This is a genomic window from Paenibacillus sp. MABNR03, assembly GCF_050455445.1.
In the GTDB taxonomy this organism is placed as follows: Bacteria; Bacillota; Bacilli; order Paenibacillales; family Paenibacillaceae; genus Paenibacillus; species Paenibacillus xylanilyticus.
The window spans coordinates 1,962,299-1,979,950 of sequence record NZ_JBCIYR010000001.1 but is presented as its reverse complement, the minus strand read 5'-3'; the positions used below and the strand labels follow the sequence as shown (position 1 = coordinate 1,979,950).

At 45.8% G+C, this 17,652-nt stretch carries 18 protein-coding genes and 1 riboswitch; all 18 genes read left to right on the top strand.

Going from position 1 to position 17,652, the window contains the following annotated elements; translation table 11 throughout:
- Nucleotide 1: 1 nt before the first annotated feature.
- The 18 genes from AAIH57_RS08320 to AAIH57_RS08235 all read left to right on the top strand — a co-directional run bounded on the left by AAIH57_RS08320 (nucleotide 2) and on the right by AAIH57_RS08235 (nucleotide 17,647).
- The gene (locus AAIH57_RS08320; protein WP_430021238.1) at nucleotides 2-823 is read left to right on the top strand and encodes an Fpg/Nei family DNA glycosylase; all 822 of its coding nucleotides are present in this window, start codon (nucleotides 2-4) and stop codon (nucleotides 821-823) included.
- Entirely contained in the window at nucleotides 813-1,661 is an 849-nt protein-coding gene (locus AAIH57_RS08315) for a deoxyribonuclease IV (RefSeq protein ID WP_430021237.1), read from the top strand. The genes AAIH57_RS08320 and AAIH57_RS08315 overlap by 11 nt, the downstream gene beginning before the upstream one ends.
- Before the next feature lie 20 nt (nucleotides 1,662-1,681).
- Nucleotides 1,682-2,023, top strand: coding sequence for a cyclic-phosphate processing receiver domain-containing protein (locus tag AAIH57_RS08310; RefSeq protein ID WP_175399039.1), 342 nt, complete (start codon nucleotides 1,682-1,684; stop codon nucleotides 2,021-2,023).
- Nucleotides 2,020-2,337 carry a thioredoxin family protein gene (locus tag AAIH57_RS08305; protein ID WP_430021236.1) on the top strand — a complete coding sequence of 106 codons (318 nt, stop codon included), beginning with the start codon at nucleotides 2,020-2,022 and terminating at the stop codon, nucleotides 2,335-2,337. The genes AAIH57_RS08310 and AAIH57_RS08305 overlap by 4 nt, the downstream gene beginning before the upstream one ends.
- A 2-nt stretch (nucleotides 2,338-2,339) precedes the next feature.
- A complete protein-coding gene (locus AAIH57_RS08300; RefSeq protein WP_430021354.1) occupies nucleotides 2,340-3,113 on the top strand; it encodes an ABC transporter ATP-binding protein in 774 nt (257 codons plus the stop codon).
- Between the two features lie 6 nt (nucleotides 3,114-3,119).
- Nucleotides 3,120-4,169 (top strand): SAM-dependent methyltransferase, encoded by a 1,050-nt coding sequence (locus AAIH57_RS08295; RefSeq protein WP_430021235.1) that lies wholly within the window; start codon nucleotides 3,120-3,122, stop codon nucleotides 4,167-4,169.
- Between the two features lie 180 nt (nucleotides 4,170-4,349).
- Entirely contained in the window at nucleotides 4,350-5,828 is a 1,479-nt protein-coding gene (locus AAIH57_RS08290; RefSeq protein ID WP_430021234.1) for a serine/threonine protein kinase, read from the top strand.
- Nucleotides 5,829-5,854: 26 nt separating this feature from the next.
- Nucleotides 5,855-6,859 (top strand): SAF domain-containing protein, encoded by a 1,005-nt coding sequence (locus tag AAIH57_RS08285; protein WP_430021233.1) that lies wholly within the window; start codon nucleotides 5,855-5,857, stop codon nucleotides 6,857-6,859.
- 79 nt (nucleotides 6,860-6,938) lie between these two features.
- Nucleotides 6,939-7,652 carry a hypothetical protein gene (locus AAIH57_RS08280; protein WP_430021232.1) on the top strand — a complete coding sequence of 238 codons (714 nt, stop codon included), beginning with the start codon at nucleotides 6,939-6,941 and terminating at the stop codon, nucleotides 7,650-7,652.
- A complete protein-coding gene (locus AAIH57_RS08275; RefSeq protein ID WP_430021231.1) occupies nucleotides 7,649-8,479 on the top strand; it encodes a hypothetical protein in 831 nt (276 codons plus the stop codon). The genes AAIH57_RS08280 and AAIH57_RS08275 overlap by 4 nt, the downstream gene beginning before the upstream one ends.
- 7 nt (nucleotides 8,480-8,486) lie before the next feature.
- On the top strand, nucleotides 8,487-10,313 hold the full coding sequence (locus AAIH57_RS08270; RefSeq protein ID WP_430021230.1) for an ATPase, T2SS/T4P/T4SS family: 1,827 nt from the start codon (nucleotides 8,487-8,489) through the stop codon (nucleotides 10,311-10,313).
- Entirely contained in the window at nucleotides 10,303-12,369 is a 2,067-nt protein-coding gene (locus tag AAIH57_RS08265) for a hypothetical protein (protein ID WP_430021229.1), read from the top strand. Before AAIH57_RS08270 ends, AAIH57_RS08265 begins: the two co-directional genes overlap by 11 nt.
- Nucleotides 12,370-12,434: 65 nt before the next feature.
- Nucleotides 12,435-12,920 (top strand): ABC transporter permease, encoded by a 486-nt coding sequence (locus AAIH57_RS08260; protein WP_175399029.1) that lies wholly within the window; start codon nucleotides 12,435-12,437, stop codon nucleotides 12,918-12,920.
- Between the two features lie 163 nt (nucleotides 12,921-13,083).
- Complete coding sequence (locus tag AAIH57_RS08255; protein WP_430021228.1) at nucleotides 13,084-13,335, top strand: hypothetical protein; 252 nt, start codon at nucleotides 13,084-13,086, stop codon at nucleotides 13,333-13,335.
- Nucleotides 13,332-13,883 carry a hypothetical protein gene (locus AAIH57_RS08250; RefSeq protein ID WP_430021227.1) on the top strand — a complete coding sequence of 184 codons (552 nt, stop codon included), beginning with the start codon at nucleotides 13,332-13,334 and terminating at the stop codon, nucleotides 13,881-13,883. The genes AAIH57_RS08255 and AAIH57_RS08250 overlap by 4 nt, the downstream gene beginning before the upstream one ends.
- On the top strand, nucleotides 13,870-14,865 hold the full coding sequence (locus tag AAIH57_RS08245; RefSeq protein WP_175399026.1) for a hypothetical protein: 996 nt from the start codon (nucleotides 13,870-13,872) through the stop codon (nucleotides 14,863-14,865). The genes AAIH57_RS08250 and AAIH57_RS08245 overlap by 14 nt, the downstream gene beginning before the upstream one ends.
- Before the next feature lie 136 nt (nucleotides 14,866-15,001).
- Nucleotides 15,002-16,552: an ABC-F family ATP-binding cassette domain-containing protein gene (locus AAIH57_RS08240; RefSeq protein WP_175399025.1), complete on the top strand. Its 1,551-nt coding sequence runs from the start codon at nucleotides 15,002-15,004 to the stop codon at nucleotides 16,550-16,552.
- Nucleotides 16,553-16,665: 113 nt separating this feature from the next.
- Nucleotides 16,666-16,775: riboswitch (TPP riboswitch) on the top strand.
- 203 nt (nucleotides 16,776-16,978) lie between these two features.
- Nucleotides 16,979-17,647 (top strand): thiamine phosphate synthase, encoded by a 669-nt coding sequence (locus AAIH57_RS08235; RefSeq protein WP_430021226.1) that lies wholly within the window; start codon nucleotides 16,979-16,981, stop codon nucleotides 17,645-17,647.
- Nucleotides 17,648-17,652 lie beyond the last annotated feature (5 nt).

The window sequence follows — 17,652 nt, the reverse complement described above, 5'->3', positions numbered from 1 at the left end:
GATGCCGGAACTGCCGGAAATGGAAAATTACCGGACATTATTGTCCGCGGAGATACTTGACTTACCTATAACGGGTGTAACCGTCAATCGGGATAAATCCATTAACAAGGAGCCTGATGAATTCGCTCGCGAATTTACAGGCAATCGCATTATTTTTGTGGAGCGCCGGGGAAAACATCTTATTTTTCATTTGGCAAATGGAAAACGTCTAGTGCTTCATCTCATGCTGGGAGGCATGATTTTTTGGGGGACTGAAGCAGAGCGTCCTGATCGATCCACACAAGTTGAGATTCAATTTGGAGATCGCATCTTGTTCTTTATCGGACTTCGATTGGGTTATTTGCACCTGCTTACTTCCAAGGAAACGGAAGAAGCGATGTCCGATCTCGGACCTGAACCCTTGGATCGCCGAATGAATCCTGAACGCTTTGCTTCATTGTTAAAAGGGCGTCGCGGCACGCTGAAAACAACCCTGGTTAATCAGCACATCATTGCTGGAATTGGCAATTGCTACTCGGACGAAATTGCGTTTGCTGCAGGATTGAGACCCAGCTCCAAAACCCAGAATATCGCAAGTTCTCCTGAACTGACAGAACGTTTATTCCGTTCCATGCAGTCGGTGCTACGTGAAGCGGCTTCTGAAGGTGGTTATATGGAGATGCCATTGATGCAAGGAGATACAAAGACAGGAAGTTTTGATGAGCAATGCCGGGTGTACGACCGTGAGGGGGAAAGCTGTCCGCGTTGCGGGGGAACCATCGAACGAGTGGAAATTACGGGGAAGAAGGCTTTCTTCTGTCCGAATTGTCAGCATGAGGCTTAATCACGGAATCGGGGCACATGTCAGCACGAGAGGCGGATTTCTTCAAGCAGCCAAGAGAGCGTATGAGATGGGGGCTACGGCTTTTCAATATTTTCCGAAAAATCCCCGGAGCCTTGGCTTGAAAGAACCTGATCTAAAAGATGCTGAACGGTGCCGGGAGTGGTGTGAGGAGTATGGTATCGCATCCATTGCGCATTCACCCTATCCAACGAATCCGGCTTTGGGCATGACCCGTGGAGAGGCGGGTTTTCATGCTATCATAGCTTCCATACGGAATGATCTGGATATTGCAGAGGCTTGTGGTTCTGTAGGAACCGTGGTTCATTTCGGTCATCTCAAGAGTGATCAACCGCTCGAAGGATATCAAAATCTCATTCATTGTTTGGATACGGTTTTAAAAGATTGGAATGGTCAGGCCAAAATACTGCTCGAAAATCAGGCTGGTGACCATGGGCCAATGGGCACGACAATGGAAGAGATGATTCAGATTCGCAAGCTAAGCCAGTTTCCGGAGCATATTGCTTTTTGTTTCGACACATGTCATGCTTTTGCTTCAGGAATGTGGTCAAGCAATAGCGAACAGGATATGCTCCAAAAGGGTAGACAGCTTGGATACTGGGACTTACTTGCTGCTGTTCATTTCAATGACTCCAAATATGCTTCCGGTTCGTGCAAGGATCGACATGCCCAAATCGGGCAGGGATATATAGGCAGCAAAGCGATGCAAGAATTGCTTCGTGCGCCTGAGTTTCAGCAGGCTGTTGTTGTGCTGGAAACCGAAACAGGTGAAGATGGGACGCACAAAGGTGATATTGATGTCATGCGTTCCTGGCTTTAAATGGGGAGAGGAGCGATTGTATGCATGTTTTTTTGGATGACTACCGAGCATGTCCTAAGGGATTTGTTCTGGCTACGAATGCTGAAGAATGTCTAATGCTGCTCAGAGAAGGTGATGTGGATATCTTGTCGCTGGATTATGAATTGGGTCCGGATTCGCCAAATGGCGGTGAAGTAGCTGCTGCCATTGTACGGGAAGGGCTGTTTCCGCGCGAAATTTATTTACACACGTCCAGCATGTACGGCAAACGTCAAATGTACGAATTGTTATATACCAATAAACCTGACACAGTTAAGGTGCATAACGGCCCGATGACAGGTGAGGTTATGCTGCGAGTTGCTGCTGGAGAGCATAGCATATGAATCCAATAAATTCCAAGCTGCTGATGCGCAGTGTGTGGGAAGGTATTCCTCAGGCTGTATTTATCTATACCCCTCTATGCGGAACATGTGCGGCAGCAAGACGGATGTTGGAAATCGCAGAGCATCTGCTTCCTGAGAATACTATTTTTGAAATGAACATTCACGACATTCCCGATCTCGTTCAGCAGTTTCAAATTTCAAGTGTACCTGCTGTAATGTTGTTTGACGGAGAACAGGATACACCGAAAATGATCTACCGGATGAACTCCGTGGAGCATCTGCTGAACGAAATTCGAAAGGCGGTGCTGAAATGAGGATCATCTCGATGGAACATGTATCTCTCCGGCGTGAGGACAATCAGATCCTGGATGATGTTCAACTGCATATTGAGCAAGGTGAGCACTGGGTCATTCTGGGACGTAATGGTTCAGGCAAAACAACGCTGCTGGAAATGATGAACGGATATATGTTTCCCAGTCAAGGACGTATTGAGGTGCTGGGAAATCTATATGGGCAATGTGATGTACGGGAAGTCAGAAAAGAGATCGGTTATATCAGCCAAACGCTGATTGAGAAACTGGCGCTGCGAGATCCGGTATGGGAGGTCGTCGCTACGGGAGCATATGCCTTTTTGCGTTTTTATCAAACGATTCCAGATGAAGTGAAAACCAAAGCCATGAATCTACTTGATGAGGTGGGTTTCGCGAAACTGGCAAATCACCCGCTTGGGACATTGTCCCAAGGCGAGCGCAAAAAAGTCATGCTGGCACGTGCTTTGATGGCGGATCCCAAGTTATTAATTATGGACGAGCCTTGCGCTGGACTCGACCTATTTGAACGGGAAAAAATGTTGGCTGAAATTGACCGACTTCGTCAGCGCAACATAACAGTAGTATACGTAACGCATCATGTAGAGGAGATCATGCCGTTATTTACCCATGTAGCATTGATTCGTGAAGGGCGCATTGCAGCGGCAGGAAACAAACATGAAGTTTTAACAGAGGATACAATTAAGCATACGTACGATATTCCGGTCGAAATCCAGTGGGATCATGATCGTCCGTGGATACGCGTGCGTTCTGGAGGGTAACACAATTTGAGTACACAGTCGTCTTGGGGAGAAGGAGACTTTTCCCGTTTTATCTGCACAGCCAATCATGGTTTTGCGCCATATGCTCAGGAAGAATTGCGCCGAACATTCGGTGCTGTTAAGAGTACAGTACTAGTACCGGGTGAAGTACTGCTTGCCGGTTTGCCGGCAGCAGAAGAAGAGGTAGCGATTAAATTGCTTGGAGAAAATCCAACGTTCTTACGTCATATCCAGCCTGTTCAGTTTCAGGAGAACACGGAAGATTCTGATCAAGCCATGGGGAAACTGGTCGCCTTTATCACGAACCATACCGAATTGACCGGAACTAACGTTGCACTACAGGTTCGGAAGACGGAAGATTCATTCTGGCGTGAGAATGCAGCTTCATTAAAACAGTTGCTGACCGAAAAGCTTGATGAACTTGGGTGTGGATGGGTTGTTCGTGATGCCGATTATATCATTTCTGTGTTTGCTGCAGATGATGTAATGTATGCTGGTATTTCACGACCCGAACAGAACCTTTCCGACTGGAGCGGGGGGGCTGTACGATTTCAAAAAGAAGAAGGTCAGATTTCGCGCGCCAAATTCAAGCTGCTTGAGGCAGAGCAGACATTTGGCATAGACTTCACATCGTTTCATAAGGCGCTGGATATTGGTGCCGCCCCTGGTGGTTGGACGTCATTTCTGCTTGAACGCGGACTTGAAGTAACAGCGGTGGACCCAGCCAAAATGGATGCAACGCTTCTGCAGTCGCCCAAGTTGACGTTCCTGAAAAAAAATGCAGGTGATGTTCGGTTCCGCGAGGGAGAGTTCGACCTGCTTGTCTGTGATATGAGCTGGAGTCCCAAGCTGATGAGCCGTCTCGTCTCTGACCTGTTATACAGCCTTAAATCTGGTGGTACAGCGGTTGTTACTGTAAAATTGCTGCATAAGAAACCACTCGCGCTGATCAAGGAAGTGATCGATACGTTTGAGCGTTCACGGATGCAGATCCAGCGTTCCAAGCAATTGTTCCACAATCGTGAAGAGATTACACTTTATATGATTAAATATTAAGCTAGTAAAGAATTGAATTTTCTACTTTACAAGTTCTTGAAGATTGTACTATAATGATACCAATATTAACCATAACGAATCAAAGGGAAAGCATCCCGAGGTGAGCAAGTCCGGATAAACGGACTGTTCCGCTTCGGTTGAGCTTTCCCTTTTTTGGGTTGCAGAATAGGAGGGATAGAAATGAGATATCCGGCCAGGCTGGAGCACGGAAGCCTGCTGGGAGGACGATATCGGATCGTGTCCATACTGGGTTCTGGTGGGATGAGTCACGTATATAAGGCAGAGGACATGAAATTGCCGGGCAAGATGTGGGCTATCAAAGAAAGTGTAACTGCGCTGCCATGTGAAGCAAATATGGAGACGGAAGCCGCTCTTCTGACTTCACTCAGGCATCCAAGACTGCCACTGATTGTTGATTTTTTTGTACCGGATGAAGAGGGGTATACGTACCTGGTGATGGAATACATCGAGGGTCAAACATTGAGCGATTATCACAAGCAATGTCGCGGGAAGATACCACTCGAACATATGACAGAGTTTACACTTCAACTGCTCGATGTGCTCAGTTATTTGCATGGTCTGAATCCGGCAGTAATCTATCGGGATCTGAAGCCGTCCAACATTATGATCACACCAGACCATGAAGTCAGACTGATTGACTTTGGAATCGCACGAAGCTTCAAGGCTCAGAATGGGGAAGATACGGTCAAACTGGGTACCGCAGGGTTTGCGGCACCTGAACAATATGGTACTGGGCAAACTGATGCACGGTCTGATTTGTATGGGCTCGGAGCATTACTGCTCTATCTTATGACTTGTGGCGCTTATACAGAATGGATTCAAGGTGTCGAAAGCTCCATACGAAGTGACGTTCCACGCACCTACATTCCAGTTGTAAGGCGATTGTTGAGGCACAATCCGGAGGAACGTTTCCAATCTGCAGACGAAGTCCGCAAAGAACTGCTTCGCAGACCAGGAGTAACCCCGAACAGTGAAGTCACAACACTGACAATTAGCGGTGGCACCAGAGTTATTGCGCTGACAGGGGCATCCTCTGGTGTTGGGGTTACACATACAGCTATAGCTATCAGCCATTATCTGGAGAGACAGCATTTTAAGGTGGCAGTCATCGAGATGTCCCCACGCTCCCAATCGTTTGCAAGGATTCAGCAAGTTGCACTAGCTGGAAAACCATTATCTACAGGCAGGCAGTTTGAAGTGGATGGGGTGCACTATTGGAAACAGTCCGGGCGAGCAGATATTCTGTCGTTGCTTGGAGGCAGCTATCAATTCATCGTTATGGATCTGGGTAGCGGTCAAGATCAGAACCGGCTAGAGGAATTTCTCAGGGCAGATCTGCCTATTGTTGTTGGTTCAGGCGCAGAGTGGAAACAAGCCGAGATCAGCGCTTTTGTCCGTTCGCACCATCGTTTTCCGAGAGACAAGTGGATTTATTGTCTTCCGCTAGCAGCCTCTGATGCCGTTCAGCGTGTACGCAGATCATTGGATACCTCAAGTGTGTACGGTCTACCATTACACATAGATCCTTTTGACAGAGAACCACAAATGGACAAGGTATTTGCCCATATTCTAATGGATATGATCGGGCATCAGCCCAAGAAGCGTTCGTTTTTTGCAAGAAAAAAGATTCATGATTAGAGGAGATTGTGAAAGGAGAGCCCTTTTTGTCCAAATTAAGAAAACAAAGCCGACAAATGATCTATGCCGGACTAACCGGAGCGGGAGCAGTAGGGTTGATATTCGGAGGATACGTCATCTATAACGTTATGACGATGAATGATACCAGATCTGAAATGGAGTCCCGGTATGCTTCAGCATACGAACAAAAGGAAGCTGAATTGCTTCAGCAATGGAACACAGGAGCTCAGGGCTGGGTAACGGTTCGGGATATTGAAGCAGGAGAACCAATCTTGCATGAGGATATTAAGCTTATTGCAGTCCCGGATGCTCAGGCACCACGTAATTTATGGTCCAGTACCAAACAGATGGAAGGTCAAGTAGCCAAAATAGAACTAAAAAAAGGAACAGCCATTACAACCGAAATGGTATACGAAGACACGCCAGCCCCGGCAGATCTAAGAAATCGCGAACTGCAGGTCGTTTTATTACCATCTTCACTCGAGCAAGGCGACAACATTGATATTCGTATCCAGTTTCCAACTGGTCAGGACTATATCCTTCTGTCCAAAAAGAAAGTGGAACGCTTAAATGCAGCAACGTTGTGGATTACGATGACAGAAGAAGAAATTCTGTCCCTGTCCAGTGCAATCGTAGATGCCTACTTACATAAAGCTTCAATATATGCACTCACTTATGTTGAGCCTCAATTCCAGACAGCTGCAATCCCGACGTACCCTGCTAACAGTGAAGTATTGAAACTGCTGGAAAGCGACCCGAATATCGTTCGCAGGGCAGAACAGGAGTTGTCGAGACAGGTAAGGAGTTCGCTTGAAAGCTCCCTTGCTGCAGCTATGACAGTACCATCACAAAGTGTTGAACAAGATGTTGCGCAATCATCGGTGTCCTATAACAGCAGACCTGGCTCCAATAATACTACCGACGATGTAATATGGAATGACGGAACAGGAAGCAAGCTTGAAAGTCATAATGCAACTGACTCTACCACATCATCGGACGAACAAAAAAGTTTGCTGACCGGTGGGGAATAGTAAGAATAAACAAATAATTCATTTCACTTAAATTCGGTTAACAACGATTTAATTATATCTTGAAAGGGGTGTGGCCGCTTTGCATACTTGGATTTTTGCCGGTCTATGTGAGAAAAATGATCTGATGTTATATTTGAGCAAAATTTTAGCTGCTTCAGGCAAGCGGGTTTTGCTGGTTGACGGAACATTACAACAAAAGTACGGGTATGGGGTGGGGGAAGCGCAGCATTCGCTCCGAATTACCGAATTTGAGGGTTTTGATATTGCCTGTCATTTTGTGACTTCGGCTGCAGTTGAGAGTCATTTGGAGGCAAGCGGAGAAGGACTGGAATCGTATGATTATGTCTTATATGACATGGAAACCTCCCATTTTGCTTCAAGGGAACTCTGGCTCACTGCTGATATTCGTGTCTGGGTGAGTGATTACGAGCGTTACAATCTGGAACGAGGAAAAGGCTGGTTGAGGCGGCTTCTTGAAGAGCAGTCCTTGCCAAGTGAACTTCCGTTTCAGCGCATTCTAATCAATGCTGTGGACTGTAAACTGGAGGAACGTTATCTATGGGCGTATCTGGAGGGAAGTCCATTCGTATGGACAGGAGAATCATTGATGCTTCCATGGGATGAACTGACAGCTGCAGTGAAGCTGGAAAATGAACATCACCGTCGGGTTCTGTTAGGACCGTTATCACGTAGTTACAAAAAATCGTTGTGCCGACTATTTGAGCAGTTGACCGGATGGGAAAGTGTTCGGAGCCGCCGGGCCATTAAGGAAGCGGAAAGGATGAGAGCATGAGTAACATATTATTTTGGAGCCCTTTTGCAGGCTCAGGCAGTACGTCCAGTGCAGTAATTAGCGCCTACGCCATGGCACTTCAGTACAGAACCAGAATTTTATTAGTTAATACAGGTCCTGCCGAGAGTGGGATCGAAGCCTCCCTCCCATCCATGGAATCCGGGCATACTGACTCTCTATTCAGATTTGAAGAAGGAGGCTGGGATGCAGCCGAACGTTTACATACAAGCGGAAGCCTGAACAAGCATAACTTGAGAGATTATACGAAGCCTTTGCTTCAGGAACGGTTGGATCTGCTGACGGGTAGAATTAACAGGATGGAGCGCTCACAGAAAGAACATGCGGATACACTGAAAGCTCTGCTGAACGTGGCGAACGAGTACTATGATCTGGTTCTGCTGGATGTTGACCGTGATGGTTTGGATGCGGCAGCTTTATTGGCGCAGGCTGATTATGTTGTAGTGAACTTGACTCAAAACATGAGGGATCTGGAATTGTTTTTTGAACAAATAAGGCCCGAAAAGTTAAACAACCAAAATATGCATGTTGTTATCAACAAGTATGATCCGCAAGCGCGTGCGACAGTCAACAATATCCGGCGACGATTCCGTTACAAAGGTTCGATATCGATATTGCCCTATACGACTGGGTTTCTGGATGCGGCGAATCGAAGGGATACAGCTGCATATCTACAGCTTGAAGGATTAAATGACAGCCGGGATCCTCGTAAAGGGAGCATGGCCGCCAGCATGGCTGAACTCGCTCGCCTGATTATGGACGGCGCAGGTATGCGTACTGTTCTGCAGAGGCTGGAAAGGGGAGCCTGAAACTCCGATGCTCTGGAATATGATAGGGATCAGTTTCATTTTAATCGTAGCTTTTACATACATCTGGCTCAAAACCAAGGCTTTCAATCGGCATAAAAATGCAGCAATGCCTGAACGGGAAGCATTCACGATTGAAATGCTTACTGAGCAGGTAAAGAACTCGCTTCATGAGTTGAGCCATAGTCAGCTTGCTGATGTAGGGCTTCATGAAGAAGAATATCGCAGGAGAATCAATCAGCGTGCCGAGATGAGAAAAGCACTAAAAGGTTGTGTCTCTGGCAGTATTAGTGACAAAACGTATGTTAAAAACCTGATTGGTGATTTACTCACTCGAAGCATTGGTTTGAACAAGACTAATGTTGACGAGGTCATACTTTTCGCGGAACCGGAACTCTTATCCATCCAGGATCAGTTTGAGATTGTCTTTTATCTATACCGGCAGCAATTCGGCGTGGATGCCTTGTCGCGCTTAATTGATACCTACGATCTGGGTAGGCTCCGATTGGAGGATGGTGCCGATGATGGTGGTGGATATTACATTTCTGAGGAAGACATCCGTTACGTATTCGAATGTGAATACCGTGAACTCGGGTTTAGGGAAAAAACGGATATTATCGTCCAGCGGATCTATCAACATTACAAAGGCTTCTCAGTTGTAGATGAAATCAGAGACCAGCGCATTGACGGGGTTAGCGGTGGGGTTAGCGGCATGCTGGATGCCATGCATGACATGAGAGTTCAGCATCAAGCCTCGTGGAATGATCTGTTGGAAGATGGATTCGAGGAAACTCCGGTTGAAGTTCCCTTAAGTGGTATGGAAAGTGTCTGGATATTTTATAAAGGGAAGTCCATTCATCTTTCCTTTCTCTCGTTTGGCAGTATTCGTGAACTGAAAAGGGTATGTCAAAATATTTATAAATATAATTACCCTGGCCAGCTGTCTGAAGCGAATGGATATAAGGTCAATGAAATGAAAGATGGATCCCGTGTTGTTGTGGTTCGTCCTCCTTTTGCGGAGTCATGGGCGTTCTTCGTCCGGAAATTCGATATTCCGAATGCTTCGCTGGAGCAGTTGATTACAGGTAACAATGCTGAGCTGCCAATTACATTATTGCAATATCTTATGAAAGGAAGCCGAATTACGGCCGTAACTGGTGCACAGGGATCTGGGAAAACAACTCTGTTAATGGCGATGGTTAAGCATATTTATGCCTCATACACCCTGCGTGTACAAGAAATGGCTTTCGAGCTGCAGCTGCGGCGAATTTACAGTCGGCGTAATATTTTGAGCTTTCGGGAGACGGAACATATTTCAGGGCAGCAAGGACTGGATTTGCAGAAAAAAACAGATGGTACGGTCAATATTCTGGGAGAGGTTGCGAGTGATGAAGTTGCTGCCTGGATGATTCAGATGTCTCAGGTTGCCAGTTTGTTTACCCTGTTTACCCACCATGCCAAAACGTTCCGTGATCTGGTATTTTCACTACGCAACTCTTTGCTCAAAACAGGCATGTTTCAACATGAGCACATCGCCGAGGAGCAGGTCGTCAGTGTCATCAATTTCGATGTACATATGAAAAAGGATCCCGAAGGGCGCAGATACATTGAGCGAATTACAGAGTGCTTGCCCCGTGCGGAGCAGGTTGACAGTGTAGAAGAACGGGCCGGATTTGCTTTTCAAAATGTAATTGAATTTAAGGATGGAGAATATGTAGTTACCGCTCCCATTTCCACAGGCAGCATTATGGATATGCGGGATCAAATGACCCTACAGGATGCGGCACAGTTTGAACGATTTATCGAGCAGAACTGGGGTGAAATGCATGACAACTAAATCGTTGCTCATCATCCTGCTTGGTGTATGTTTATCCGGGCTGGTGATTACGCTTCTGGTTCTAAATCTCATTCATAAAAAGGGAAGAGGTTTCAACAGTAAAGTTCCTGGAGCATTAACTCCCACGTTCAGTCGAACGGTGTGGATGAGGTCATTTCTGCTTCAAGCCTACCGTTGGGGAATGAGGGTACCGCTCTTATCGTCCTACATCTATCTGATCCAAAAGCGGATCTCTTTCAGGCATGTTGGAGACGAAGTATCACTACGACGCATGACCATGACGGTTGTTATGATTATTGCCGGGGGATATGGCAGCATCAATGTAGTGCTGTTTCTTATGCAGCCGGGCATCGCTTTTGTCATTTTGTCTGTACTCTGCGCTGTGGTGCTGAATAGTCTTGTCGTGGATATGTGGCTGAATCGGATCGAGAAGCGGCTGCTGGTTCAAATGCTGGATCTGTTTGCGGATGTGCGACATCGTTATCATCAGCACGGAATGATCGAAGAAGCACTTTATGAAGCAGGAGAAGCAGGTGTAGGCGAAGCAGCCGAGCAGGTGCTATTGATCTACGAGGCATTAACATCACCAGACCCCAATGAAGCTTTGGAGCGATATTATGAGATTGCACCCAATCGTTTTCTGAAGGCTTTTGCCGGCATTTCATTTATGGTAATGGAATTTGGTGATAAGGACAGGAGCCAAGGATCAATATACCTAAAAGGTTTGGGAAACCTGACCCAGGAAATTCATTTGGAAATTTTGCGACGGGACAAGCTGGATTACCTCTTAAAAGGGTTAAATATGATTGCACTGGCTCCGGTATTGTTCACGGCTCCCATTGAACGCTGGGCAAGGGGAAGTTTTCCGACCATGGATGAGTTTTACCGCAGCAAGCTTGGATTTATAACCAAAATATCAATTTATATCATCATTATTCTTGCCTATTTGTTACTGCAAAGACTTCAGCAGTACGATGAAACGCGATATCGAGCTGGACGCAAACATTCTCTCGTGGATCGTTTTTTATACCACCAGACCTTCATTCGCAAATTGAGCATGTTGTTTGCAGCCAAGCCAGGTACTACAAATTACAGCCAAACCATAAGGCTCATGCGGGAAAGCAGCACTGAATTGAAATACGAATGGCTGGCAATCCGCAGACTGATGTTGTTTGCTAGCTGCTTCGTTCTGTCTATCGGTTGTGTGTTGCTGCTTCATCACATTGAACGGAATCACGTTCTGTACGATCCGGTAAGAGATGACCGAATGTTTGGTGCAATGGCCGAAGCGGAACTGAATCAGGCTGCGGAAAAAACAGCTTTGGACCGTGCGGTTATGGAGCGGGTAGGCATGAAACGTGGAGTAACCTATGATGAAGTGTTTAACACGTTACAGCAGGTTTCCCCCATTCAACTCGACCCTGATACGCAGACCGAAACGAGCCTACGCATTATGCAAAAGCTGGAGGTATACAACAAGCAGTACTTGCATTGGTGGGAGCTAATCATTGCAATATGTATTGGTGCAGTTGGATATTACATGCCTATATGGCTCATGATGTTCCAGCGTAAAATGCGCAGCATGGACATGCGTCATGAAATATACCAATACCAGACCGTTATTTCCATTTTACGTGAGATGGATCGGATGTCCGTTGAAGAGATCCTGGAATGGCTTAATCGCTTTGCTGTTATTTTCAAACGGCCATTGCAAAAATGTCTGTTGCATTTTGAACATGGGCCTGAGATCGCACTTGAGCAACTGAAAGAGGATGCGGGCTTGCCTGAATTTCAGCGGCTGGTGGATAAACTGCAGCTTGCGCTCGGCAAAATTTCTATTCAGGAAGCATTCGATGATCTGGACAGCATGATGGCTTTTTATTTTGAACAGCGGAAGCAGGAATATACCAAAATGATCGATGTGAAAGCCTCATGGGGAAGAATGATTGGATTTACACCGATGTACGCCCTTATTTTTCTTTATCTGGTGATCCCGCTTGTGGGCATGAGCTTCCTGCAAATGAACATCTATTATGAACAAATTCAGAAACTGTAATGGTTGATGCTTGAACCTATCAGGTCCGAGATATATTTAAATATTAAAACCTAGGAGGATTTAACATGAACAATGCTTCAAGTGCTTTAAAAGTGGCAGCAGGGATCTTTTTGACTATTGCCCTCATTACGATTGTGGTGCTGCTGTTTATTTCGGCCCAGGAGGCGACCAAAACGGCACAGAACAACTTTGCTGACATTCAGACCGAATTGTCTCAGGCCGCTTTTACAGTATATGACGGGACAACAATCAGTGGGTCACAGGTTACAAATGCGCTGCGTAAATATGCGGACAAAGATCAATTTGGTATTCAGGTCATTACAGGGAAAAACAAGGGCGGCCAGTGGTATGGCAATGAATTAAACATTTCCCAGGACATTAATAATGCGGATTACGGTTCGGTCATTGCTCCAGACAGCAAAGTGGGCAGCATTAACCAGACCATGAGTGAAAAAGACAATCAATACGTCAACCCGAGTGGAAAGTTCAAGGCAGTTATCGTAAAAGATAAATCCAATGTAGTAAGAGGACTGATCTTCCAGCAATCCTGACAGGAGTCGGTTTATAGTGTCCCAAAATACACAGCAACTCATGTTGTTTTGTACCGCGATTGTCCTGTTTGTAACAGCCTGTCTGTATGGACAACAGAGTGTTAGCGTTATATCCAGTGCGTTGAGTTCTACTATGAACACTACAGAAAACATGGAAGGTAGAATGAGTACGACATTAAACATAAGCAAACCACTCAGATACAGCGGAGCTGAGGTATTACATACGGTAAGACAAATGACAGGCACACCGGTCGAAGTCCATGTGGACGGGAATACGTATGCGATAGATCCGCTTATCAACAAGAGTGCGACTATACCTGTTTCCGTATCCGCCTCATACAGGCCAGAGTTTATAAGAAGTGAGAGCGGGGAACTGCTTAAAATTGCGTTTTGGAAGGAGGCCAGTATCAATTGATAAATGCTGTATCCAAGCTGCTAGCAGTTATGCTGGCAGTACTTCTGCTTTATGTATACCCGGCTTCTGAAACGGCAGATCGACAGGATGATATGACACGAATGACCGTATATCAGACGGTTACCCGTTTTGTGGATTCAGTCCGAACCAAAGGGTATATTTCTCCTGGCATGTATGCCGAATTTGAAGAACAGCTGGCGCGAACAGGCAATGTCTATGAAATTACGATGGAGCATTTGCACAAAAAATATGTCCCTCACTATACGGACCCAATGGATCAAAGCACGTTCACAGGTACGTACGAGACGGTACAGGATGGATATTATTCGGCGCAAATTCTTGAAACATTGTTTCCTGACACAGATACGTTTCCAGGTGATGATCTGCTCCGCAGATATACGCTGACACTGGGGGATTTTTTCACAATCACACTTAAGAATACCAATCGGACACCCGCCATGCTGTTTCGTGAGTGGCTATACGGCACAGACCCTGCATCAGCAGTATTCACCACTTATGGAGGCATGGTTCTTAATGAAGATTACTGATTTGTCCATTGTGTTTATTCTAATTTTTCTGCCCTTCTTTTGGATCGTTTCCCATAACACTCAAGATGCGGAAGAAGCCCAGATTTTAAGTCAGAGGTATAGATCGGCCCTCCAAACGGCAGTACTGGATGCGGGAACCGTAATGCATCAGAACGAGAAACAAAACAGTGAGGCAGGCTATGACTCCACCAAATTTGTGAAGGCTGATAAAGAACTGGCGCTGCAGACATTCACGCAGACGATGGCTTTGAATATGGGCATACAGGATAATCCCAATGCGATAAAAGCATTGTTTGATTACATACCGGCCGTCGTCGTACTCGATTATGATGGTTATTATATTTTGGCAAAGGAGACGGAGTTGACGGGTGAACCTGATGATTCTTTCCGACAGGTATGGGGTCCTAAAATACCCTATACTTACGCTGATTCTGATGGCAGCAGCATTAATTTTACACTCGATGGGTATGTGTACGCGTATGATGCCAGTCAGGGGAAATGGATCGAAGGTTTTCAGAACGAACTTGCTTTAAGTACGGGTATTCCATTGCTGCAAGATACAGAATTGTTTGATCAGGTCAGGCGATCCCGCATCGTTATGAGTATTCAGGAAAACCTCGCCGAGGTCATCAATCGACATAATGAGTTCGCAAGAAGAAATGGGATTTCCTATACGTTTACCCTGCCGCTCATATCACAGGAAGATTGGTACAATTCCATCAATGACACAGGGATCATGGCCTTTATCCAGGGTTTGCCTGTTGGTAACCAGAAAGTTAATACATATGCCATTGGTGGCGGTAGACTGGTGAAAAGAACAGCCGTGATCGGAGGTGTAGAATCTTCAACCGGTATTAAGTATTATTATCCAGCAACTTGTCAGAACAATCTTCGAGCGGAGGAAGTTTTTACGGATGCGAAGCAGGCTGCGGCGGAAGGGTATTTTGAACACAATTGTTACATTAATAAAGTCATTTATTGAGAAAGACACTGCGCTATTTCATTACTTTCAGAAAAGGCAGGTCCTGTGCTAAAATAGGGTTTTAGTTCAGAACTTGACCGGTATCAACAATACCGATTAAAAAGTAATGTCAAATAGATAGGAGCAACCTCATCTTATGAGTTTATTGTCAGTAGAGAACGTGAGTCACAATTTTGGAGATCGCACGTTATTTAAAAATGTATCTTTTCGTTTGCTTGCTGGAGAGCGTGTAGGCTTAGTCGGGGCAAACGGTGTCGGAAAATCCACGTTGATGAATATTTTGACTGGGAAGTTGCTGAAAGACAGCGGGAAAGTGGAGTGGACGCCAAAAGTCCGCTACGGATATTTGGACCAGCATACCAAGCTGACTCCAGGCAAAACCATCCGCGACGTATTGAAGGATGCTTTTCTGCCACTCCTCGAGCTGGAAAAGGAAATGATGGCCATTACAGATCAAATGGCTGATGCGGACCCGGACCAGCTGGAAAAACTGCTGGAAGAAATGGGCGAAATCCAGGAACAACTGGAGCAGGGCGATTTTTATCTGATTGATGTAAAAGTGGAAGAAATGGCAAATGGTCTCGGTTTGTCCGCGATCGGACTTGATCGTGACGTTGCTGCGCTAAGTGGTGGCCAACGGACCAAAGTACTGCTCGCCAAACTGTTGTTGGAAAAACCGACAGCTCTTCTGCTGGATGAGCCAACTAACTATCTGGATGTCGAGCACATTGAATGGTTGACGCGTTATTTGAAAGACTACCCATATGCGTTTATCCTGATCTCGCATGACACGGAGTTCATGAATGAAGTGGTAAACGTCATTTATCATTTGGAATTCGCCAAACTGACGCGTTATGCAGCCAACTATAACAAATTTCTCGAAATGGCGGATATGCAGAAAGCACAGCACATTGATGCTTATGAAAAACAGCAGGAATATATTAAGAAACAGGAAGATTTCATCCAGCGCAACAAGGCACGTGCCTCGACTTCTGGACGTGCCAAGAGCCGTGAGAAGCAGCTAGGCAAGATTGAGCGAATTGATCGCCCGGATGAAGCAGCGAAACCAACATTCAACTTCAAAGATGCGCGTGCGAGCAGCAAAACGGTATTCGAAGGAATTGATTTTGAGATTGGTTATTCCTACCCATTGCTGCCTAAAATGACAATGACCATAGAACGAGGCGAGAAAATAGCCATCGTTGGATGTAATGGTGTAGGTAAGTCGACACTTCTTAAAACCATATTGGGCAAAATACCGCCGATTAGTGGTAAGACGTTCTTGGGGGATTACCTGGAAACAGCTTATTTTGAACAGGAAGTCCGTGCCGGAAATATTACGCCTATTGAAGACGTGTGGAATGAGTTCTCCCATTTGACACAGAACGAAGTAAGGGGCCACCTGGCCCGCTGTGGTTTGAAAAATGAGCATATCACCCGTCCGCTGAGTGCGCTTAGTGGGGGAGAACAGGCGAAAGTCCGATTGTGCAAGCTCTTGATGCGGGAAAGCAACTGGATTTTGTTTGATGAACCGACTAATCACTTGGATGTGACTGCAAAAGCAGAGCTTAAACGAGCTTTGCAAGAGTTTAAAGGAACAGTTTTGCTCGTTTCCCATGAGCCTGAATTTTATCAGGATTGGGTAACAAAGACATGGGATGTTGAGGCATGGTCCGAGAAAAACTAGCAATTGAGCAGATGGGGAAGAGCTTCTCAAACGAAACAGTTCATTAACAACATAAAAGAAAAAATGAACGGTGACAAAAAAAGGTGTCTATGGTAACATAGGCTACAACTTCATATGAACACTGGGGGGGCCGCACGTTGCGGCTGAGATGGAATGATGCGATTCCGGACCCTTTGCACCTGATCTGGGTTATACCAGCGTAGGGAAGTGGCGCGTTTCAGTGAATGACATGGGCAAGCAAATTCGATTGTTGTAGCGAATGTGAGTGCCCACATGTACAAAGCATGCAGATATTATGTATAGATTACAGCTATGATCCAATAGCTTGTAACATGTGCAAATGGCATGTAACGGTCATTAACTAACAGGACTTGACTTCGCGGCCACTCCCCTACGGGAGTGGCTTTTTTTGTTGTACATATTGCTATGGAGAGGAGACGAACCCACACGACAAACTCTCATAAACATGTGAATTCACGTTCATTTGAACTGCATGCAGTTTCACCAGGTACAGGTGATAAACAACGTTTTGTAAAAACTGCCAAAGAGGTATGGCCATCTTTTGACTATATACACATTCGGGAGAAGCACTTATCGGATGGACAGAAGATGGAGTGGGCGTATAGCTTGCACGACGAGGGAATCCCTATGGAGCGTATTGTCATCAATGGTCTGAATGAGCTGAATAAACATCAATGCATACAAGGAGTTCATTGGAGTCAATACGACTTGGCCAGTGCTGACAGTTCTTCTTTAAATACAACCAATCGACTTCGGCTCGGCGTATCTGTTCATTCTCTAAGTGAAGCAAAGGAAGCTGAAGAACGAGGTGCGGATTATCTCTTTTATGGCCACGTGTTTTCTTCTGGCAGCAAACCAGGGTTCAAGCCGAGAGGACTATCCGCGCTAAACGAGGTATGTTCAGCGGTTTCGATTCCGATTATTGCCATTGGCGGCATTGAACCAGCAAATATTAATGCTGTGCGTGCGGCAGGGGCAAGTGGAGTTGCCGTAATATCATCATTATGGGCGAGTGAAAATCCGAAGGTAGCAGGAGCTGCCTTGCGGCAGGCAATTGAACGCTGGAGAACTTAGCCGAA